The 19,817-nt window shown below is 74.4% G+C and carries 22 protein-coding genes; 21 read left to right on the forward strand and 1 reads right to left on the reverse strand.

Annotated elements, in window-relative coordinates; genetic code table 11:
- Nucleotides 1-2 precede the first annotated feature (2 nt).
- The 14 genes from ffh (at nt 3) to IEW03_RS08895 (ending at nt 12,453) form a co-directional block, all read left to right on the forward strand.
- On the forward strand, nt 3-1,643 hold the full coding sequence (gene ffh / locus IEW03_RS08830; protein WP_188523301.1) for a signal recognition particle protein: 1,641 nt from the start codon (nt 3-5) through the stop codon (nt 1,641-1,643).
- Between the two features lie 87 nt (nt 1,644-1,730).
- Nucleotides 1,731-2,834 (forward strand): amidohydrolase family protein, encoded by a 1,104-nt coding sequence (locus IEW03_RS08835; RefSeq protein WP_188523302.1) that lies wholly within the window; start codon nt 1,731-1,733, stop codon nt 2,832-2,834.
- A gap of 262 nt (nt 2,835-3,096) precedes the next feature.
- Complete coding sequence (rpsP, locus tag IEW03_RS08840; protein ID WP_188523303.1) at nt 3,097-3,516, forward strand: 30S ribosomal protein S16; 420 nt, start codon at nt 3,097-3,099, stop codon at nt 3,514-3,516.
- Nucleotides 3,516-3,755: an RNA-binding protein gene (locus IEW03_RS08845; protein WP_188523304.1), complete on the forward strand. Its 240-nt coding sequence runs from the start codon at nt 3,516-3,518 to the stop codon at nt 3,753-3,755. Before rpsP ends, IEW03_RS08845 begins: the two co-directional genes overlap by 1 nt.
- A gap of 184 nt (nt 3,756-3,939) precedes the next feature.
- The gene (rimM, locus tag IEW03_RS08850; RefSeq protein WP_188523305.1) at nt 3,940-4,521 is read left to right on the forward strand and encodes a ribosome maturation factor RimM; all 582 of its coding nucleotides are present in this window, start codon (nt 3,940-3,942) and stop codon (nt 4,519-4,521) included.
- A gap of 1 nt (nt 4,522) precedes the next feature.
- Nucleotides 4,523-5,347, forward strand: coding sequence for a tRNA (guanosine(37)-N1)-methyltransferase TrmD (trmD, locus tag IEW03_RS08855; RefSeq protein WP_188523306.1), 825 nt, complete (start codon nt 4,523-4,525; stop codon nt 5,345-5,347).
- 174 nt (nt 5,348-5,521) lie between these two features.
- The gene (rplS, locus tag IEW03_RS08860; RefSeq protein ID WP_188523307.1) at nt 5,522-5,881 is read left to right on the forward strand and encodes a 50S ribosomal protein L19; all 360 of its coding nucleotides are present in this window, start codon (nt 5,522-5,524) and stop codon (nt 5,879-5,881) included.
- Between the two features lie 196 nt (nt 5,882-6,077).
- A complete protein-coding gene (gene lepB / locus IEW03_RS08865) occupies nt 6,078-6,860 on the forward strand; it encodes a signal peptidase I (RefSeq protein ID WP_229737852.1) in 783 nt (260 codons plus the stop codon).
- Nucleotides 6,861-6,982: 122 nt separating this feature from the next.
- On the forward strand, nt 6,983-7,753 hold the full coding sequence (gene rnhB, locus IEW03_RS08870; protein WP_229737886.1) for a ribonuclease HII: 771 nt from the start codon (nt 6,983-6,985) through the stop codon (nt 7,751-7,753).
- Nucleotides 7,750-8,049, forward strand: a complete 300-nt coding sequence (locus tag IEW03_RS08875; protein ID WP_013838354.1) for a DUF2469 domain-containing protein — start codon at nt 7,750-7,752, stop codon at nt 8,047-8,049. Before rnhB ends, IEW03_RS08875 begins: the two co-directional genes overlap by 4 nt.
- Before the next feature lie 144 nt (nt 8,050-8,193).
- On the forward strand, nt 8,194-8,565 hold the full coding sequence (locus IEW03_RS08880) for a YraN family protein (protein ID WP_188523308.1): 372 nt from the start codon (nt 8,194-8,196) through the stop codon (nt 8,563-8,565).
- Nucleotides 8,565-10,103 (forward strand): YifB family Mg chelatase-like AAA ATPase, encoded by a 1,539-nt coding sequence (locus tag IEW03_RS08885; RefSeq protein ID WP_188523309.1) that lies wholly within the window; start codon nt 8,565-8,567, stop codon nt 10,101-10,103. Before IEW03_RS08880 ends, IEW03_RS08885 begins: the two co-directional genes overlap by 1 nt.
- Nucleotides 10,096-11,382: a DNA-processing protein DprA gene (gene dprA, locus IEW03_RS08890; protein WP_188523310.1), complete on the forward strand. Its 1,287-nt coding sequence runs from the start codon at nt 10,096-10,098 to the stop codon at nt 11,380-11,382. The genes IEW03_RS08885 and dprA overlap by 8 nt, the downstream gene beginning before the upstream one ends.
- A gap of 129 nt (nt 11,383-11,511) precedes the next feature.
- The gene (locus IEW03_RS08895; protein WP_188523311.1) at nt 11,512-12,453 is read left to right on the forward strand and encodes a tyrosine recombinase XerC; all 942 of its coding nucleotides are present in this window, start codon (nt 11,512-11,514) and stop codon (nt 12,451-12,453) included.
- 62 nt (nt 12,454-12,515) lie between these two features.
- On the opposite strand, the gene IEW03_RS08900 is transcribed toward IEW03_RS08895, so the two are convergent.
- Entirely contained in the window at nt 12,516-13,118 is a 603-nt protein-coding gene (locus IEW03_RS08900; protein ID WP_188523312.1) for a murein hydrolase activator EnvC family protein, read from the reverse strand.
- Nucleotides 13,119-13,588: 470 nt separating this feature from the next.
- On the opposite strand from IEW03_RS08900, the gene rpsB reads away from it, so the two are divergent.
- From rpsB to IEW03_RS08935, 7 genes are all read left to right on the forward strand, one after another.
- Nucleotides 13,589-14,560: a 30S ribosomal protein S2 gene (gene rpsB, locus IEW03_RS08905; protein WP_188523313.1), complete on the forward strand. Its 972-nt coding sequence runs from the start codon at nt 13,589-13,591 to the stop codon at nt 14,558-14,560.
- Nucleotides 14,561-14,666: 106 nt separating this feature from the next.
- Complete coding sequence (gene tsf, locus IEW03_RS08910; RefSeq protein WP_188523314.1) at nt 14,667-15,506, forward strand: translation elongation factor Ts; 840 nt, start codon at nt 14,667-14,669, stop codon at nt 15,504-15,506.
- 214 nt (nt 15,507-15,720) lie between these two features.
- The gene (pyrH, locus tag IEW03_RS08915) at nt 15,721-16,476 is read left to right on the forward strand and encodes a UMP kinase (RefSeq protein ID WP_229737887.1); all 756 of its coding nucleotides are present in this window, start codon (nt 15,721-15,723) and stop codon (nt 16,474-16,476) included.
- A gap of 111 nt (nt 16,477-16,587) precedes the next feature.
- Nucleotides 16,588-17,145, forward strand: coding sequence for a ribosome recycling factor (gene frr / locus IEW03_RS08920; RefSeq protein WP_188523316.1), 558 nt, complete (start codon nt 16,588-16,590; stop codon nt 17,143-17,145).
- Entirely contained in the window at nt 17,145-18,035 is an 891-nt protein-coding gene (locus tag IEW03_RS08925) for a phosphatidate cytidylyltransferase (protein ID WP_188523317.1), read from the forward strand. Before frr ends, IEW03_RS08925 begins: the two co-directional genes overlap by 1 nt.
- Before the next feature lie 22 nt (nt 18,036-18,057).
- Complete coding sequence (gene rlmN, locus IEW03_RS08930; RefSeq protein ID WP_462937367.1) at nt 18,058-19,257, forward strand: dual-specificity RNA methyltransferase RlmN; 1,200 nt, start codon at nt 18,058-18,060, stop codon at nt 19,255-19,257.
- Entirely contained in the window at nt 19,254-19,805 is a 552-nt protein-coding gene (locus tag IEW03_RS08935) for a DivIVA domain-containing protein (protein WP_188523318.1), read from the forward strand. Before rlmN ends, IEW03_RS08935 begins: the two co-directional genes overlap by 4 nt.
- Nucleotides 19,806-19,817 lie beyond the last annotated feature (12 nt).

Below are 19,817 nucleotides of genomic sequence, written 5' to 3' on the forward strand. Positions count from 1 at the left end.
TGGTGTTCAACTCCCTGTCGGACCGGCTCACCTCGACGTTCAAGAACCTGCGCGGCAGGGGACGGCTCTCCGAGGCGGACATCGACGCGACCGTGCGGGAGATCCGCCGCGCCCTCCTGGACGCCGACGTCGCCGTGCCCGTGGTGCGCGAGTTCACCGCCTCGGTGCGCGAGCGCGCGCTCTCGGCCGAGGTGTCGGGCGCGCTGAACCCGGCGCAGCAGGTCGTGAAGATCGTCAACGACGAGCTCGTGGGGATCCTCGGCGGCGAGACGCGCGCGCTGCAGCTCGCCAAGACGCCGCCGACGGTCATCATGCTCGCGGGTCTGCAGGGTGCCGGCAAGACGACCCTCGCCGGCAAGCTGGCGCTCGCGCTCAAGGAGCAGGGGCACACCCCGCTGCTCGTCGCTGCCGACCTGCAGCGCCCCAACGCCGTCACCCAGCTGTCCGTCGTGGCCGAGCGCGCGGGCGTGCCGGTCTTCGCGCCGCACCCGGGGAACACCAGCGGGTCCGACGCCGAGACGGACACGCTCATCGGCGACCCGGTGGGCGTGGCGCGCGACGGCGTCGCCGAGGCGCGTGCCAAGCAGCACGACGTCGTCATCGTCGACACCGCGGGCCGCCTCGGCGTGGACCAGGTGCTCATGCAGCAGGCCGCGGACATCCGCGACGCCGTGACGCCCGACGAGGTCCTGTTCGTCATCGACGCGATGATCGGCCAGGACGCCGTCGCCACGGCCCAGGCGTTCCTCGACGGCGTCGACTTCACCGGCGTCGTGCTCTCGAAGCTCGACGGCGACGCGCGCGGCGGTGCCGCGCTGTCGGTGGCCCGGGTCACCGGGCGGCCGATCATGTTCGCCTCCACGGGCGAGAAGCTCACCGACTTCGAGGTCTTCCACCCCGACCGGATGGCGTCGCGCATCCTCGACATGGGTGACGTGCTCACCCTCATCGAGCAGGCCGAGCGGGCCTTCGACGCCGAAGAGGCCGAGAAGATGGCGGCCAAGGTCAGCGCGGGCGAGGACTTCACGCTGTCCGACTTCCTGGTGCAGATGCAGCAGATGAAGAAGCTCGGCTCGATGAAGAAGATGCTCGGCATGCTGCCGGGCATGGCGCAGATGCGCGACCAGCTCGAGAACTTCGACGAGCGCGAGGTCGACCGCGTCCAGGCGATCATCCAGTCGATGACGCCGGCGGAGCGCGAGAACCCGAAGATCATCAACGGCTCGCGCCGGGCGCGTATCGCGCGCGGTTCGGGCCAGACGACCACCGCCGTCAACGGCCTGCTCGACCGGTTCACCCAGGCGCAGAAGATGATGCGCCAGATGAGCAAGGGCGGCGGCGCGCCCGGGATGCCCGGCATGCCCGGCGGGATGCCCGGCATGCCGGGGATGCCGGGTGGCGGCAAGAAGGCGCGCGGCAAGCAGCCGCCTGCCAAGAAGAAGAAGGGCAAGTCGGGCAACCCCGCGAAGCGCGCCCAGCAGGAGCGCGAGGCGATGCAGCGCGCGCTCGGCGGCGGGGGGAGCAAGGCCCCCGCGGGGTCGGCCTTCGGCGTCGGGGGCGCGGACCAGGAGCAGCCGTCCGAGGAGGACCTGGCGAACCTGCAGCTGCCCGCCGGCTTCGACAAGCTGCTCGGCGGCCGCTGACCCCTCGCCCGCCCGGGCGAGAGGGCTGAGGAGAGCCGCCCGGACGGCCGACGGGCCGCCGGGTCCGCCGACGGTACTCTCGGTCCCATGTCAGTCCCGCACGTCCCGCTGCACGTGAGCGGCCACGTCCTCCTCGGCGACGAGCGCGAGGTGGGCGAGCTCTGGGTGCGCGAGGGCCGGGTCAGCCTCACCCGCGGCGCCCCCCAGGGCAGCGCCACCCGAGAGCTCTCCGGCTGGGTGCTGCCCGGCCTGGTCGACGTGCACTGCCACGTCGGGCTCGACGCCGGGGGAGCGGTCGACCAGGAGACCGCGGTCGCGCAGGCTCTCACCGACCGCGACGCGGGCGTCCTCCTCGTGCGCGACGCCGGCTCGCCGCTCGACACCCGCTGGGTGCACGACCGGGCCGACCTGCCCCGGCTGGTCCGCGCGGGCCGGCACCTGGCCCGCTCCCGGCGGTACCTGCGCCACTTCGGCCTCGAGCTGGACGACGTCGCCGACCTGCCGGGCGCCGCGCGCACGCAGGCGCGCGACTCGGACGGCTGGGTCAAGCTCGTGGGCGACTGGATCGACCGCGAGGCGGGGGACCTGGGGCCGCTGTGGCCGCGCGACGTGTTGGCCGACGCCGTCGCCGCCGCGCACGCGGAGGCGGCGCGGGTCACGGTGCACGCCTTCTCCGAGGAGGTCGTGGGGGACCTGCTCGCCGCCGGGGTGGACGGCATCGAGCACGGCACGGGTATCCCGGCCGAGCTCATGGACGAGGTCGCCGCCCGGGGGATCCCGGTCACGCCCACGCTGCTGCAGGTGGCGCGGTTCGAGGAGATCGCCGGGCAGGCGGACGGCCGGTACCCCCGCTACGCCGAGCGGATGCGGCGCATGCACGCCCGTCGCCACGAACAGGTCCGGGCCCTGTACGACGCCGGCGTCCCGCTGCTGGTCGGCACCGACGCGGGCGGGACGCTCGGTCACGGGCGGGTGGCCGACGAGTGCGCCGAGCTGGTCGCCGCCGGGATCCCGGCGCCCGACGTCGTCGCGATGGCGAGCTGGCGGGCCCGGGAGTTCCTCGGTTTCGGCGACGTCGTCGACGGCTCCAGCGCGGACCTCGTCGTGTACCCCGCCGACCCGCGCGAGGACATCGAGGTGCTCCGGCACCCGACCGCGGTCGTGCTGCGCGGCCAGGTGGTCCTCGGCTGAGCCGGAGGCCGCAGCGCAGGGTGGGGGCCGAGGAACGAGGCACGCGCCCGCTGCGGAACCGCACGCCCGGCCGACGGTGAGCTCGGCTGAGCCGGAGGTGGGTCCGGGTTGGGGGTCGGGGTCCGCGTCTGGCACAATGTCCGGGTACTCGGCGTGTCCAGGCCCCTCTCACCTGCACAGGCCGCGTCCTGACCACCCGGCCGCCAGGACCCCACCCGGCGGCGCGTTCGGTCATCCCACCAGAACCAGGAGACACCACTAAGTGGCCGTCAAGATTCGTCTGAAGCGTCTCGGCAAGATCCGGGCCCCGTACTACCGTGTCGTCGTGGCCGACTCGCGCGCCAAGCGCGATGGTCGGGTCATCGAGGAGATCGGGAAGTACCACCCGACCGAGGAGCCGTCGTTCATCGAGATCAAGTCCGAGCGTGCGCAGTACTGGCTCGGCGTCGGCGCGCAGCCGACCGAGCAGGTTGCCGCGCTCCTGAAGATCACCGGTGACTGGCAGAAGTTCAAGGGTCTCCCGGGCGCCGAGGGCACCCTGAGGACCAAGACCGTCAAGGCGGACAACGCCGCCGCGGTCGAGGCTGTCGCCGCCGAGGCCGAGAAGGTCAAGGCCAAGGCCGCCGAGAAGAAGACCGAGAAGCCGGCCGCCGAGGCCGACGAGGCCGAGGCCGGGGCCTGATGCTCGCCGAGGCCCTCGAGCACCTGGTGCGCGGCATCGTGGACAACCCGGACGACGTCCGGGTGAACGCACGGACGCAGCGCCGGGGCGACCTGCTCGAGGTGCGGGTGCACCCTGACGACCTCGGCCGTGTGATCGGCCGCGGTGGTCGGACGGCAAAGGCGCTGCGCACCGTCGTCGGTGCGCTCGCCACCGACGGCCCGGTGCGGGTCGACGTCGTGGACGTCGACCGGCGCTGACGGCCGTCGGGCACCCCGTCACAAGGCCTACGACGAGGCCCGGTCCCCACCGGTCACCACGACCGGGGGACCGGGCCTCGTCGCGTCCGGAGGGTTCCGGGCGGGCATGCTGGGACCGGCAGCGGGAGAGGTCGACCGAACCCACGAGGTGGTCCTGCCCGAGGCGGGACGAGAAGGAGACGACATGCAGCTGGTGGTGGCCCGCATCGGGCGTGCGCACGGGCTCCGCGGCGAGGTCGCGCTCGACCTGCGCACAGACACGCCTGAGGAGCGGCTCGCGACGGGGACCGTCCTGCAGACCGACCCGCCGGCGACGGGCCCCCTGACGGTCACGGGGTCGCGCGTCCACCAGGATCGATGGCTGGTGACGTTCGCCGAGGCGTCGGACAGGACGGCTGCGGAGCCGCTGCGGGGCGTCGAGCTCGTCGTCGAGGCGGACGACTCGGCCGAGGACGACGCCTGGTACCCGCACGAGCTGCAGGGCCTGCGGGTCGAGCTGGAGGACGGCACCGTCGTCGGCGAGGTCGTCACCCTGGAGCACCTGCCGGCGCACGACGCGCTCGTGGTCGCCGAGCCGCTGCCCACGGGGGAGGTGCGGACGCTGGTGCCGTTCGTGCACGCGATCGTCCCGGTCGTGGACGTCCCGGCGGGTCGCGTGGTGCTGACGCCCCCGGGCGGCCTGCTGGCGCGCGACGCCGACGCCGTCGTCGTCGACCGGCCTGACGACGCGGGCAGGGCGGACGCCGACGCTCCGGGCGAGGAGTGACGTGCGCGTCGACGTCGTGACGATCTTCCCGGACTACCTCGCCGCGCTGGACCTGTCCCTCGTGGGCAAGGCGCGGCGCTCCGGGCTGCTCGACCTGCGCGTGCACGACCTGCGCGACTGGACCACCGACCGGCACCGCACCGTCGACGACACCCCCTTCGGCGGCGGAGCCGGGATGGTCATGCGCCCGGACGTGTGGGGCCGGGCGCTCGACGACCTCCTGCCGGCGGCTCCGGACGGCGGGCACGCGGATCGCGAGCCGGCGCACGTCGAGCCTGCGCACCTCGTGGTGCCGACGCCGTCGGGCGAGGTCTTCACGCAGCGGCACGCCGAGGCGCTCGCCACGGAGTCGCACGTCGTCGTGGCGTGCGGCCGCTACGAGGGCATCGACGCGCGGGTCGCCGAGCACGCCCGCGCGGCCGGGCACCGGGTGAGCGAGCTGTCGATCGGCGACTACGTGCTCAACGGCGGCGAGGTGGCCGCCCTCGTGATGATCGAGGCGTTCGGGCGGCTGCTGCCGGGCGTGGTCGGCAACCCGCACTCGCTGGTGGAGGAGTCGCACGGGTCCGCCGGCCTGCTGGAGTACCCCGTGTACACCAAGCCGCCCCTGTGGGAGGGGCACGAGGTGCCCGAGGTGCTCCTGTCGGGGCACCACGCGAGGATCGAGCGGTGGCGCCGCGACCAGGCCCTCGCGCGCACCGCCGCGCGGCGTCCCGACATGGTCGCGGAGCTCGACGTCGACGGGCTCGACAAGGCCGACCTGGCCGTGCTCGCCGAGCTCGGCTGGCGCGTGGACGACGGCCGGCTGCGGCCTGTGGCAGAATAGTCCCTCGGTGTGTCGCCGGTCGGGCGCCATCCGCGGGATCTCTGCCACAGGGGACGTCACCGCGACCAGCCCGGCCGAAGCACCGGCACACCGTCTCGACCGAATGTGAACCGGACCCGCGCCTGCGCGGGCCACGAGCTTGCTCCTGACCTGTGGCAGGGCGGGGAGAAGACCATGCACACGCTCGACTCCGTCGACGCAGCATCGCTGCGCTCCGACATCCCGGACTTCCGCGCCGGTGACACCGTCAAGGTCAACGTGAAGGTCGTCGAGGGCAACCGCTCGCGCGTCCAGGCGTTCCAGGGTGTCGTCATCGCGCGTCAGGGCGGCGGCGTCCGCGAGACGTTCACCGTCCGCAAGATCAGCTTCGGCGTCGGCGTGGAGCGCACGTTCCCCCTGCACGCCCCGACGCTCGAGTCCATCGAGCTGGTCTCGCGCGGCGTCGTGCGCCGCGCGAAGCTGTACTACCTGCGCAACCTGCGCGGCAAGAAGGCGAAGATCCGCGAGAAGCGGGAGACGCCGACGGCCAAGTGACGTCGCGCCGGAGCCCGGCACGGCCGGGCCCCGGCACCTCGCTCCGCACCACGACGGGCGGTCCCTGCACGGCAGGGGCCGCCCGTCGTCGTCCTCGGGGTCGTGGCGTCGAGGCCGCTGCGTCGGGGTCGTCGCGGCGGGTTTCGCGGTGGACACGCGCGGGTGACAGAGTGGGCACGTGGCAGACTCCGACCCCGTGACCGATCGACCCAGCGCGCACGAGCCCCGTCCGTCGCAGCACGAGGCTCCCGCGTTCGCGGGCGTACCGGACGTCGCCGCCAGCACCGCCTCGGAGCCGTCGCCGGGCCGGCGCGGGCTCGGCCTGCTCCGCGAGACGGCGATCATCGTCGTGAGCGCCCTCGTCCTGTCCTGGCTCATCAAGACCCTGCTCGTGCAGGCGTTCTTCATCCCCAGCGGCTCCATGGAGGACACGCTGGAGATCGGCGACCGTGTGATGGTCTCCCGCCTGGTCCCCGACGTGCTCGACGTCAACCGCGGCGACATCGTGGTGTTCAAGGACCCGGGCGGCTGGCTGCCCCCGTACGAGCCCCCGGAGCGCACGCCGGCCGGCCAGGCCGTGGCGAACGTGCTCACGTTCGTGGGGCTGATGCCCGCCGAGACGGGCGACCACCTCATCAAGCGGGTCATCGGCACGCCGGGCGACCACGTCACGTGCTGCGACGACGAGGGCCGGGTCGCGGTCAACGGTGAGCCGATCGACGAGGAGCCGTACATCCGGCCCGGTTCCGTCCCGAGCCAGGACCCGTTCGACGTGGTGGTGCCGGAGGGCATGCTGTTCGTCATGGGCGACAACCGGCAGAACTCGAAGGACTCGCGGTACAACACCGGCAACCCGGGGGGCGGCTTCGTGCCGATCGACAACGTCGTCGGCTCGACGTTCGCCGTCGTGTGGCCGCTGTCCGACATGACCCTGCTGCGCAACCCCGGAGACGTCTTCGCGGAGGTTCCCGAGCCGTGACCTCGTTGCCCCAGACCGTGCGTCGCCCGACGCCGCCGCGGCGCCGGGCAGGTGCCGTCGGCGGCACCGCGTCGAACGGCGCCGCCGCACGGGGAACCGGCAAGGCCCGTCGCAGCCCCACCCTGCGCCAGGAGCGTTCCCTGCTGACCGGCGGCGCGCGCCTCGTGGCCGGTATGGACGAGGTCGGTCGCGGCTCGCTCGCGGGCCCGGTGAGCGTGGGCGTGGTGGTCGTCGACGCGGCGACGCGGACCGCGCCGCAGGGGCTCACGGACTCCAAGCTGCTCACGCCGTCGGCCCGGACGGCTCTGGTGCCGCAGGTCCAGCGGTGGTCCGTCGCCTGGGCGGTCGGCCACGCCGGCCCGGCGGAGATCGACGCGCACGGCATCGTCGCGGCGCTGCGGCTGGCCGGCCGGCGCGCCCTCGCGCAGGTCCGGCGCAGCTGCGGGGACGTCGACGTGGTGCTGCTGGACGGGTCGCACGACTGGTTGAGCCGGGGTGACGTCGACCTGTTCGAGGCGACGGCGTCCGACCCGGCGCTCGGCCCGGACGTGCCGGACCCGGCCGTCCGGACGATGGTCAAGGCCGACCTGCAGTGCTCGTCGGTGGCGGCCGCCAGCGTGCTGGCCAAGGTCGAGCGGGACGGCCTGCTGGTCCGGCTCGCCCGGCAGTACCCGATGTACGCCTGGGACCAGAACAAGGGCTACTCGGCGCCGGCGCACCTCGACGCGCTGCGGCGTCACGGCGCGTCGCCACAGCACCGGCGCTCCTGGAACCTGCGCGTCCTGGCGGAGGACCCGCAGGCGGCCGCGACCGCCGAGGAGGCGCAGGAGACGACCGAGGCCTCGGAGGCGTCCGCCCCGACGCTCGCGCTCGATGGGATGATGACCGGGTGAGCGCTGAAGACCTCGAGAACTACGAGACCGAGATGGAGCTCGCGCTCTACCGCGAGTACCGGGACGTGGTGGGTCTCTTCTCCTACGTGGTGGAGACCGAGCGCCGGTTCTATCTCGCCAACCAGGTCGACCTGCAGGTCCGGTCCGCCGCCGGTGAGGTGTACTTCGAGCTGCGCCTCGCCGACGCGTGGGTGTGGGACGTCTACCGCTCCGCCCGCTTCGTGAAGTCGGTGCGCGTGGTGACGTTCAAGGACGTCAACGTCGAGGAGCTGGCCAAGGCCGAGCTCGCGCTCTGACGCCGGCCCTGGACTCCGCCGGACGGTGACCGCGGGCCCCGAGCCCGTCCCCAGCCCACCGGCCTCGCGCGCCGTCCACAGCAGGTCCTCGCCGCCGCCGGCGACGGCCCGCGCCGCGGCAGGCTCGCTCGCGGAGGTGGTTCGGTGCGAGCGAAGGACGCCGTCGGACGGTACGGGGAACGGGTGGCCGCGCGCCATCTCGAGCAGCAGGGGCTCCAGGTGCTGGACCGCAACTGGCGCGGCAGCGGCGGGGAGCTCGACCTGCTCGCGCGGGACGGCGACGTGCTCGTCGCGGTGGAGGTGAAGACCAGGCGCGGCACCGCCTTCGGGCACCCGGCCGAGGCGGTCACCGCCGCCAAGCTCGGGCGGATCCGGCGGCTGACGGGCGAGTGGCTCGCGGTGCACGGCGCCCGGCCGGGCGGTCCGCGGTTCGCCGAGGTGCGCGTGGACGTCGTCGCGGTGGTGCTCCCGCGCGCCGGGGCCGCCCAGGTCGAGCACCTGGTCGGGGTGCTCTGATGGGGCTCGGCACGACGGCGGCGGTCGCCCTGGCCGGCCTGGCCGGGCACGTCGTCGAGGTGCAGGCCCAGCTGGCCGCCTCGGTGCCGGGGTTCACGCTCGTGGGCCTGCCGGACACGGCGCTGCACGAGTCGCGCGAGCGCGTGCGCGCCGCCGTGCTGTCCACCGGGATCCCGTGGCCGAACCGCAAGATCACGGTCAACCTCTCGCCGGCGTCGCTGCGCAAGGCGGGGTCGTCGTTCGACCTCGCCGTGGCCGTCGCCGTGCTCGCGGGGAGCCGCGTGGTGCCCGCTGCCGGGCTGGAACGGGTCGTCCACCTGGGCGAGCTCGGTCTGGACGGGCGGCTGCAGCCCGTGCGGGGAGTGCTTCCCGCCGTCGCGGCGGCGGTCGCTGCCGGGTATCGCGACGTCGTGGTGCCCGCCGGGGACGCCGCGGAGGCGCGCCTCGTCCCGGGCGTGCGGGTGCAGGGCGCGGCGAGCCTCGCGGAGGTCGTGCTGCTGCACGGTGGCGAGCTGGAGCACGTGCCGGACGTCGAGGCGGTCCGCCCGGTGCGCCAGCCCGTGGCGCGACGTGTCGCGGGTGATCTCGCCGACGTCGTGGGGCAGGCGCAGGCCCGGATGGCGCTGGAGGTCGCCGCCGCCGGCGGGCACCACCTGCTGCTCGTCGGGCCGCCCGGCGCCGGCAAGACCATGCTCGCCGCCCGGCTGCCGGGGATCCTGCCGGACCTCACGGCGGCCGAGGCGGTGGAGGTCACGTCCGTGCACTCGGTGGCCGGGACCTTCGACCCGGGCGACGGGCTGGTCACCCGGCCGCCGTTCGAGGACCCGCACCACACGGCGACGCCGGCGGCGATCGTGGGCGGCGGCAGCCAGGTCGCCCGCCCCGGGGCCGTGTCCCGCGCCCATCGGGGCGTCCTGATGCTGGACGAGGCGCCGGAGTTCCCGTCGCGTGTCCTGGAGACGCTGCGGCAGCCGCTGGAGGCGGGCGAGCTGGTGCTGCACCGCTCGGGCGGCGCGGCCCGGTACCCGGCCCGCTTCCAGCTCGTGCTGACCGCCAACCCGTGTCCGTGCGGGATGGCGTCCCTGAACAAGGGTTTCGACTGCTCGTGCACCCCGACGGCGAAGCGGCGCTACTTCGGGCGCCTGTCGGGGCCGCTGCTGGACCGGGTGGACCTGCAGGTCGAGGTGGCGCCCGTGACGCGCGCGGACCGGCTGTCGGGGACGTCCGGGGAGGGTTCGGCCCGCGTCGCCGCCCGGGTGGCGGCCGCCCGCGGCGCCGCCCGCGAACGCCTGTCGGGGACGGGCTGGACGACCAACGCGGAGGTGCCGGGCAGCTGGTTGCGTGAGCGCCTCGGGCCGGAGAGACGGGTGCTGGGCCAGGTCGAGCAGATGATCGACCGCGGCACCCTGACGCTCCGTGGCGCCGACCGGGTGCTCCGCGTGGCCTGGACGTTGGCGGACCTCGGCGGGCGCACCGTGCCCGACTCCACCGACGTTGCCGCGGCCGTCGCCCTGCGCACGCGGGGGAACCATGGCTGAGCCGCTCTTCGACCTGCCGGCCGCGGGCACACGGGTCGACCTGCCGTTCGACGTCGCCGACCCGCGGCTGGCGGCCGCCGCGTGGAGCCGTCTCGCCGAGCCCGGCGACCTGGTCGCGGGCGCGCTGGTCGCGCAGCTGGGCGCCCCCGGCGCGCTCGCCTGGGTGCTCGACGCGGTCCGCGACCCGGCCCGCGGGCTGTGCGGCGGCGCGCTCGCCGACCTCGGCACGTCCGTCGCGACCACGAGGCTCCTCGACGCGGTCGCCCGGTGGGCGCCGCGCCTCGAACGGCTCGACCCGCGCCGCGAGCTGCGCGTCCTCGAACGCCTCGGCGGCACGCTGGTCCTCCCCGAGGACGACGGGTGGCCGGCGGGGCTCGCCGACCTCGACACCGCAGCGCCGTTCGCGCTGTGGGTGCGGGGGAGCGGAGACCTCGCGGACCTGACGGCGGGGTCGGTGGCCGTGGTGGGCGCGCGGGCGTCGACCGGGTACGGCGAGCACGTCGCGGCGGACGTGTCGGCGGGGCTCGTCGACCGTGGGGCCGGCGTCGTGTCCGGGGGTGCCTACGGCATCGACGCCGCGGCCCACCGGGGCGCCGTCGCCGCGGGAGGGCCGACGGTCGCGGTGCTCGCCGGGGGCGTCGACCGGCTGTACCCGCCCGGCAACCAGGACCTGCTGCGCCGGATCGCCGACGACGGAGGCGCCCTCGTGAGCGAGGTGCCGCCCGGGTCGGCTCCGTACAAGCAGCGGTTCCTCGCGCGCAACCGCATCATCGCCGCGGTCTCGCGCGCCACGGTGGTGGTCGAGGCGGCGTGGCGGTCCGGTGCCCTGTCCACCGCGCGGCACGCCACCGACCTGTTCCGCCCCCTCGGGGCGGTGCCCGGCCCGGTGACCTCGGCGACGTCGACCGGCTGCCACATGCTGCTTCGCGACGGTCGCGCGGTGTGCGTGACGGACGCGGACGAGGTGCTCGAGCTCGCCTCGGCGATCGGCGTCCGACCGGACGGCGCGGAGTCTGACGGCCCCGGCCCTCGCGATCCGGGCCTCGGACCCGTGGCTGCCGCGCGGCGCGCGACGGCGGACCGTGCCGCGGCCCTCGGTGACCCCGCGCGGCTCGTGTGGGACGCCCTGCCCGTCCGGGCCTCGGCGGCGCTGGAGTCGGTGAGCCGCGCCGCCGGGCTGTCGGTGCGCGAGACGCTCGCGGGCCTCGGGGTCCTCGAGCAGCACGGGCTCGCGGAGCGGGAGGGGGCGTCGTGGCGTCGCCCGCCCGCCCGTCGCTGAGGCGGTGACCTGGGGCGAAGGCTGTCAGGGCGCACCGCGGAAGCCCGGCGGGCGCCGGACGTCGCGCGGACTCGCACCACGCCGACGTGCCTCGGCCCGTGGCGCGGCGCACGGGGCAAGACTGCCGACATGGACCTCGATCTCCCGCCGTTGCCCACGGAGCTCGCCACCGCCGTGGAGAGGTTCGCCGAGCACCTGGACGTCCAGCGCGGGAACTCGGCGCACACGCGCCGGGCCTACCGTGCAGACGTGACGTCGCTGCTGCGCTACGCGGTGCGGCACGGGGCCACCACCCTCGCGGCGATCGACGTCAGCACGCTCCGCGGCTGGCTCGCGGCGCAGAGCGAGCGCGGCCTGGCTCGTTCGACCGTGGCGCGCCGCGGTGCGTCGGCGCGGGCGTTCCTGCGCTGGGCGCACCGTGCCGGGCTCGTGCCGACGGACCCGTCGGGGCGGCTCGCGAGCCCGAAGCTCTCGCGCACGCTCCCGGTGGTGCTGAGCCCCGACGCGGCGGCGACGATGCTGGACGCGGCACGGGACGACGCCGGGGCCGCGGACCCCGCGGCCCGCCCCGCCGCGCTGCGCTCCTGGGCGGCGGCCGAGCTCCTGTACGGCACCGGGATCCGCGTGGGCGAGCTGGCCCAGGTGGACGTGGGCGACGTCGACCTGGCGGAGCGGCTGGTCCGGGTGCTCGGCAAGGGGGGCAAGGAGCGGGTGGTGCCCTTCGGGGTACCGGCGTCCCGGGCGGTCGAGTCGTGGCTCGCCGGCGGACGCCCCGCGCTGGTCCGGCCGGCCAGCGGGGCGGCCCTGTTCCTCGGCGACCGCGGTGGCCGCTGGGGGCAACGGCAGGTGCGCGAGGCGGTGCACGTGCTGGCCGCGCGTGCCGGCGTCGACGACGTGGCGCCGCACGCGCTGCGGCACTCCGCCGCCACCCACCTGCTGCAGGGCGGCTCCGACCTGCGCTCGGTGCAGGAGGTGCTGGGGCACTCCGACCTCGGCACCACCCAGCGGTACACGCACGTGGACGGCGAGCGTCTGCGCAAGGTCTTCGTGCAGGCGTTCCCGCGCGCCTGACCCCGCAGGCCTCCCGGTACGACCGGCGCCCGCAGGCTGCCGTCCGGAGGCCCTGCCGGACGTCAGCCTGCGGGCAGCAGGACGATGGGCACGTCCTCGCCGAGCAGGAGCAGCGGGTCGAGGTAGGTCTCGCCCCGCAGCACGCCCCAGTGCAGGCAGCCGGCCGCCGCGCAGTGCTCGCCCGATCCGGGCCGGCCGCCCGTGGGCGCCACCCGCGCGACCACGTCGCCCGTCGCCACGGCGGAGCCGCGGGGCACCGCGGCGACCGCGGGCTCGAAGGTCGATCGCAGGCCGTCGTCGTGCGCGACGACGACGACCGGCTTGCCGGCCACCGCTCCGGCGAACGCCACGGAGCCGCGGGCCGGTGCGCGGACGGCGGCGCCCGTGGTGGCCGCGAGGTCGACGCCGCGGTGGCCGGCCGCCCACTCCTCGGCAGGCGGGTCGAAGGGGCGGACCACGGCACCGGCGACGGGACGCACCCATCCGGCGGACGGCCCGGCCCCCGGCGGGGCGCCGTCGCCGCGGTCGGCGACGGCGTTCCCGGCACCGAGCAGCGCGACGATCGAGAGGGCGACCGTGACGGCGCGTCGGCCGGTTCGGCCCGGTCTGCCCGGCCGGCCGGGCAGACCGGGGGATGCTGCTCGGGGACGTGCTCCGGTCCTCATGGCAGGAGCGTCGCACCGGCCGGGCGGGGCCGTGCGGCCGGGCCGGCGGGCTGTGGACCGGACGGTCCGGGGCCGGGCGGGGGACAGGTTCGGGGCGGTGGGGCGGGACGTGGCCGACGGCACGTCCCGGCGCCGCGGTGCGCGGCAGGCGTCGGGTAGACTGGGCGCTGCGATCGGCTCGTGCCGCCTTCCGGGCGGCGTCGCCGGTCGACATCGCGCGTCACGAACGCGCCTGTTACCCCGCGATCCTCGCGATCCCGTGGTGCAGGTGCGGCCGCGTCGGCAGCGGTCCGTCCCGGTGGCCAGCAAGGTGGCCAGGACGGTGCCGACCCGGCGTGACGCCAGGGGTGCCGGGTCAGATGCCCGCCACCGACAACCGAGTACCGCGACCGGACCACGCAGCAGCGAGGCCGGTCGCCTGACGCGCGTGCAGGCGGGTGGATCCCGGGCACGCGGCGAAAGGACGTCACATGGCCGTCGTGACCATGCGCCAGCTCCTCGAGAGCGGTGTCCACTTCGGGCACCAGACCCGTCGTTGGAACCCGAAGATGAAGCGTTTCATCTTCACGGAGCGCAACGGCATCTACATCGTCGACCTCCAGCAGTCGCTGTCGTACATCGACCGTGCCTACGAGTTCGTCAGCCAGACCGTCGCCCACGGCGGCAGCATCCTGTTCGTCGGCACGAAGAAGCAGGCGCAGGAGCCGGTCGCCGAGCAGGCCGCCCGTGTCGGCATGCCGTACGTCAACCACCGCTGGCTCGGTGGCATGCTCACCAACTTCACCACGGTGCACAAGCGTCTCCAGCGCCTCAAGGAGCTCGAGGAGATCGACTTCGACGACGTCGCCGGCTCCAACCTGACGAAGAAGGAGCTGCTCGTCCTGCGCCGCGAGAAGGACAAGCTCTCGCGCACGCTCGGCGGCATCCGCGACATGGCCAAGACGCCGTCCGCGGTCTGGATCGTCGACACCAACAAGGAGCACCTCGCCGTCGACGAGGCCCGCAAGCTGGGCATCCCGGTCGTCGCGATCCTCGACACCAACTGCGACCCCGACCAGGTCGATTACGCCATCCCGGGCAACGACGACGCGATCCGCTCCGTCACGCTGCTCACCCGCGTGATCGCCGACGCCGCGGCGGACGGCCTCATGCAGCGCCACTCCGGCAAGAAGGGCGAGGCCGAGCAGGCCGAGGCCGAGCCGCTGGCCGAGTGGGAGCGCGAGCTCCTCGCGGGCGCCGAGGGCGAGGCCGCTGCGGCGGCTCCGGCCGAGGCCGCCGTGGAGACGCCCGCCGAGGCGGCTGCGGAGGCGCCCGCCAAGGGCAACGCCGCGCCGACCGAGGGTGCCTCGGGCGCCGAGGGCGCCGAGGGTGCCGTCGCGCCGGGTGCGGACGCCGCCCCCGCCGTCGACGCGGCCGCCGAGGCCGAGCCGAAGTCCGAGTGAGGTGACGCGGGCCGGGGTCGACCGACCCCGGCCCGCCGCCCCGCCCGCACCTTTCCCGGCGCCCCAGGGCGCCGCGGATCCGACCACCACGGAGGACACCCCCACCATGGCGAACTACACCGCCGCCGACATCAAGGCGCTGCGCGAGCGCACCGGTGCCGGCATGCTCGACGTCAAGAAGGCGCTCGACGAGGCCGACGGCAACGCCGACCAGGCCATCGAGATCATCCGCAAGAAGGGCCTCGCCCGTGCGGCCAAGCGCGAGGGCAACGCGACCTCCGAGGGCCTCGTCGCCGTCAAGGTGACCGACGCCGCGGCCGGCCAGGTCGCGACCATGGTCGAGCTGAACGCCGAGACCGACTTCGTCGTCAAGAACGAGAACTTCATCGCTCTGGCGAACACCGTGCTGGAGGCCGTCGCGGCCGCCGGCGCCGGCGACCTGGACTCCGCGCTGGCCGCTCCGGCCGGCGAGGGCACCGTGGCCGACCTGATCGCGGCGCAGGGCGCGACCATGGGCGAGAAGATCGTGCTGCGCCGCGTGGCGCGCGTCGAGGGCCCGAAGGTCACGTCGTACCTGCACAAGACGGCCAAGGACCTGCCCCCGTCGATCGGTGTGCTCGTCGCCACCGACGAGGCCGGCGAGGCAGCGGCCAAGGACGTCGCGCAGCACATCGCCGCGCTCGCGCCGAAGTACCTCACGCGTGAGGACGTCCCGGCCGAGACGGTCGCCAAGGAGCGCGAGATCGCCCGCGAGGTGTCGATCGCCGAGGGCAAGCCCGAGGCCGCGCTGCCGAAGATCGTCGAGGGTCGCCTGAACGGCTTCTTCAAGGAGGCCGTCCTGGTGGACCAGCCGCTGGCGAAGGACACCAAGACGACGGTCGGCAAGCACGTCGCCGCGACCGGTGGCGCCCTGCAGGGCTTCGTCCGGTTCCGCGTCGGCAGCTGACAGTCCTCGTTCAGGCCCGGCCGCACCCTGCGCGGTGCGGCCGGGCCTGAAGCGTATCCGCGGCGGGCGCGCACCCGCCGCCGCTCCGCCCCGCTGCCGCAGCGGGAACCGCCGTCCGGTGCCAGGATGCGCGGGGAGCACTTCGACGACCGACCCGGGCGACGGCACGACCCGGCACACGAGACGGACGGTGGCGCACGTGACCGACACGAACCTGACCCAGACTGCCGACACGGCCGACGCCGCAGGTGTCCCGGCCGCCGGGACGCGGCGCGTCCTGCTCAAGCTCTCCGGGGAGACGTTCGGCGGAGGCAGCGTCGGTCTCGCGACGGACGTCGTGCGCCGGATCGCCCAGGAGATCGGCGACGCCGTGCGCCAGGGCGTGCAGGTCGCGATCGTCTCGGGGGGCGGCAACTTCTTCCGCGGCGCCGAGCTGTCTCGCGCCGGGCTGGACCGGGCGCGCGCCGACTACATGGGCATGCTCGGCACGGTGATGAACTGCCTCGCGCTGCAGGACTTCCTCGAGCAGGACGGCGTGAAGACGCGCGTGCAGACCGCCATCACGATGGGCCAGGTCGCCGAGCCGTACATCCCGCTGCGGGCCATCCGCCACCTGGAGAAGGGCCGCGTCGTGATCTTCGGCGCCGGCGCCGGGATGCCGTACTTCTCCACCGACACCGTCTCGGTCCAGCGCGCGCTGGAGACCCACTGCGACGAGGTGCTCATGGGCAAGAACGGCGTGGACGCGGTCTACACCGCGGACCCGCGCACCGACCCCGACGCGGAGCGTCTCGAGCACCTCACGTACACGGACGCGCTGGTGCGCGGGCTGAACGTCATGGACGCGACCGCCCTGTCCCTGTGCCGTGACAACGACGTGCGGATGCGCGTCTTCGGCCTGGAGGAGGAGGGTAACGTGACCCGCGCCCTGCTGGGCGAGAAGATTGGCACACTGGTCACGACCCGCTGACCGCGGGGTGCTGCCCCGCAGCACGCCGCACCACCTGGCCGGCACCGCCAGCACCTCCACCGCACGCCACCACCGACGCCAGACGACGTCAGACCAGACAAGGAGCACCGGGTGATCGACGAGACCCTCCTCGAGGCCGAGGAGAAGATGGACAGGGCGATCGAGGTCGCCAAGGAAGAGTTCGCGGGCATCCGCACGGGCCGGGCGAACTCGGGGATGTTCTCGAAGATCACCGTGGACTACTACGGGGCCCCGACGCCGCTGCAGCAGCTCGCGTCGTTCAACATCCCCGACGCCCGCACGGTGCTCATCTCCCCGTTCGACAAGAGCTCGATGACGACGATCGAGAAGGCGCTCCGCGAGTCGGACCTCGGGGTGAACCCGTCGAACGACGGCAACGCGATCCGCATCATCATGCCGGCGCTGACCGAGGAGCGCCGCCGCGACTACGTGAAGATGGCCAAGACCAAGGCGGAGGACGCGCGCATCTCCGTGCGCAACGTGCGCCGCAAGGCCAAGGAAGAGCTCGACCGCATCGTCAAGGACGGGGAGGCCGGGGAGGACGAGGTCACCCGGGCCGAGAAGGAGCTCGAGGCGCTGACGAAGAAGCAGGTCGACGCCATCGACCAGCTCCTCGCCAGCAAGGAGAGCGAGCTGCTCGAGGTCTGATGACGGACCAATCGTTCGACCCGGCGGGGGGGCCGGGTCCGCTGGACCCGGAACCTGGCGGGTCGGCCGGCTCGCCGTCGCGGGCGGGTCGTAACCTTCCCGCCGCGATCGCCGTGGGCGTGCTCCTGCTCGGCGCGGTCGCGGCGTCCCTGTGGTTCCGGCCCGAGCCGTTCCTGGCCCTGGCCGTCGTCGCCGTCGGGGCTGCGCTCTGGGAGCTGCGCCAGGCGTTCGCCCGCCGGGACATCCGGATCCCGCTGCTGCCCCTGCTGGTGGGCGGCGCGGGGATGCTGGTCTCGGCGTACGCGGCCGGGCCGGAGGCGCTGCTCGTCGCGTTCGTGCTCACGGTGGGCGCCGTCGTGGTGTGGCGGGTGCTGGACGGCACGGGCCCGCAGGCGCTGCGGGACGCGGCCGCCGGGGTCTTCGCGGCGACGTACCTGCCGTTCCTCGCGGGCTTCGTGATCCTGCTGCTGGCGGGCCCGCAGGGCGAGCTGCGCGTGGCGTTGTTCATCCTGCTCGCCGTCGCGAACGACACGGGCGGCTACATCGCGGGGGTGACGTTCGGCCGCCATCCCCTGGCGCCGACGGTGAGCCCCAAGAAGACCTGGGAGGGCCTCGCCGGGTCGCTGGCGCTCACCACCGCGGTGGGTGTGGCCGGTGCCGTGCTGGTGCTCGACGAGAGCCCGCTGCTCGGTGTCGTGCTGGGGCTGCTCACGGCCGTGACGGCCACCGTGGGTGACCTCGCCGAGTCGCTCATCAAGCGCGACCTAGAATTGAAGGACATGGGTTCGCTGCTCCCGGGCCACGGGGGCGTGCTGGACCGTCTCGACTCGCTGGTGGTCACGGCGCCGTTCGTGTACCTCGTGCTCACGATGGCGACGTCGAGCGCCTGACCCACCACCTGAAGGAACTCCCATGACCGCACGCCCCGCCTCCACGGCCCCGCCGGCGCCCGGCGCGACGGACCTCGGCGTCCCCGCCGTACGCCCGTCCGACCAGACCGCGCCGATGCCGCTGCAGATGGCGCCCAAGCGCCGCGGCAAGCCGCCGAAGCACTTCGCCGACCTCACGTCCGCCGAGCGCGTGGCGTCGGTGGAGGCGATGGGGGAGAAGCCGTTCCGGGCCAAGCAGCTCGCGACGCACTACTTCCAGCACTACACGTCCGACCCCGAGCAGATGACGGACCTGCCGAAGGCGACGCGCGAGGCCCTGGCCACGACGATGTTCCCGCCCCTGATCCGGCCCACGCGGCGGCTCGAGGCCGACGGCGGCACGACGGTCAAGACGCTGTGGCACCTCTTCGACGACGCCAAGGTCGAGTCGGTGCTCATGCGCTACCCGAACCGCACCACGCTGTGCGTGTCGTCGCAGGCCGGGTGCGGCATGGCCTGCCCGTTCTGCGCCACCGGTCAGCTCGGCCTGACGCGCAACCTCACGACGGCGGAGATCCTCGAGCAGGTGCGGGCGGCGTTCCGCTCGCTCGCCTCGGGGGAGATCCCCGGCGGCCCTGCGCGGCTGAACAACCTGGTGTTCATGGGCATGGGCGAGCCGCTGGCCAACCCGCGCGCCGTGATCGAGACGGTCAAGACGCTGGTGGCGCCCGAGCCCGAGGGCTTCGGGATGTCGGCGCGCAACATCACGGTGTCCACGGTGGGCCTGGTGCCGGCGATGCTCAAGCTCGCCGACCTGGGCATCCCGGTGACCCTGGCCCTGAGCCTGCACGCGCCGGACGACGACCTGCGCAGCGAGCTGGTGCCGATCAACACCCGGTGGAGCGTCGACGAGGCGCTCGACGCCGCGCGGCACTACTTCGAGGTGACGGGCCGCCGCGTCTCGATCGAGTACGCGCTCATCAAGGACATGAACGACCACGGCTGGCGGGCCGACCTGCTCGGCGAGAAGCTCAACGCCCGCGGCCGGGGCTGGGTGCACGTCAACCCGATCCCCCTGAACCCCACGCCGGGCTCCATCTGGACCGCGAGCGACCGTGCGGTCGAGGACGAGTTTGTGGCACGCTTGCGCGGGCACGGTATCCCCACCACGATCCGTGACACCCGCGGGAGCGACATCGACGGCGCCTGCGGGCAGCTGGCCGCCGAGGAGGACGACGAGTGAGCTCCCTGTTCAGCACGGTCTCCGCGCTGCGAAACGGGTACGAGAAGGACGAGGTCGACGAGTTCTTCGACCATGCCCGCCAGGCCTACGAGGGCCGGACCCCGGAGCCGCTGACGCACGCGGACATCCAGTCCGCGACCTTCGAGCTGGTGCGCCGCGGGTACGACACCCACGAGGTCGACCAGGCCCTGGACCGGCTCGAGTCGGCGTTCATCGCGCGCCAGCGCGCGGAGTACGTGGCGGCGCACGGCCAGGACGCGTGGATGGCGGCGCTGGCCGACCGGGCGCGCACCCTCTACGGGCGCCTCGGCCGGCCGGACGGGGAGAAGTTCGCCCCCGCCGAGCGTGGCAAGCAGGGGTACGACGTCGACGACGTCGACGCGCTGTGCGACCGGCTCGTGGCCTACTTCGACCGGCAGGAGCCCCTCACCGCCGCGGAGGTCCGCTCGGCGACGTTCGGCCGCGCGAAGGGCGCCGACGCCTACGCCGAGGCGTCCGTCGACCGGTTCCTCGCCCGGGCGACCGAGGTGCTGCTCGGCGTCGAGTGAGACGCTGCGGCG

Source organism: Isoptericola cucumis (genome assembly GCF_014635665.1).
Classification (GTDB): domain Bacteria; phylum Actinomycetota; class Actinomycetes; order Actinomycetales; family Cellulomonadaceae; genus Isoptericola; species Isoptericola cucumis.

What these genes read in the sequence shown, in the direction of transcription:
- IEW03_RS08885 (WP_188523309.1), top strand. Translation starts at nt 8,565, where the DNA reads ATGGGGCTCGGCACGACGGCGGCGGTCGCCCTGGCCGGCCTGGCCGGG.
- IEW03_RS08895 (WP_188523311.1), top strand. Translation starts at nt 11,512, where the DNA reads ATGGACCTCGATCTCCCGCCGTTGCCCACGGAGCTCGCCACCGCCGTG.
- rpsB (WP_188523313.1), top strand. Translation starts at nt 13,589, where the DNA reads ATGGCCGTCGTGACCATGCGCCAGCTCCTCGAGAGCGGTGTCCACTTC.
- dprA (WP_188523310.1), top strand. Translation starts at nt 10,096, where the DNA reads ATGGCTGAGCCGCTCTTCGACCTGCCGGCCGCGGGCACACGGGTCGAC.
- rplS (WP_188523307.1), top strand. Translation starts at nt 5,522, where the DNA reads ATGCACACGCTCGACTCCGTCGACGCAGCATCGCTGCGCTCCGACATC.
- IEW03_RS08835 (WP_188523302.1), top strand. Translation starts at nt 1,731, where the DNA reads ATGTCAGTCCCGCACGTCCCGCTGCACGTGAGCGGCCACGTCCTCCTC.
- IEW03_RS08845 (WP_188523304.1), top strand. Translation starts at nt 3,516, where the DNA reads ATGCTCGCCGAGGCCCTCGAGCACCTGGTGCGCGGCATCGTGGACAAC.
- rimM (WP_188523305.1), top strand. Translation starts at nt 3,940, where the DNA reads ATGCAGCTGGTGGTGGCCCGCATCGGGCGTGCGCACGGGCTCCGCGGC.
- IEW03_RS08925 (WP_188523317.1), top strand. Translation starts at nt 17,145, where the DNA reads ATGACGGACCAATCGTTCGACCCGGCGGGGGGGCCGGGTCCGCTGGAC.
- tsf (WP_188523314.1), top strand. Translation starts at nt 14,667, where the DNA reads ATGGCGAACTACACCGCCGCCGACATCAAGGCGCTGCGCGAGCGCACC.
- IEW03_RS08900 (WP_188523312.1), bottom strand. Translation starts at nt 13,118, where the DNA reads ATGAGGACCGGAGCACGTCCCCGAGCAGCATCCCCCGGTCTGCCCGGC.
- rlmN (WP_462937367.1), top strand. Translation starts at nt 18,058, where the DNA reads ATGACCGCACGCCCCGCCTCCACGGCCCCGCCGGCGCCCGGCGCGACG.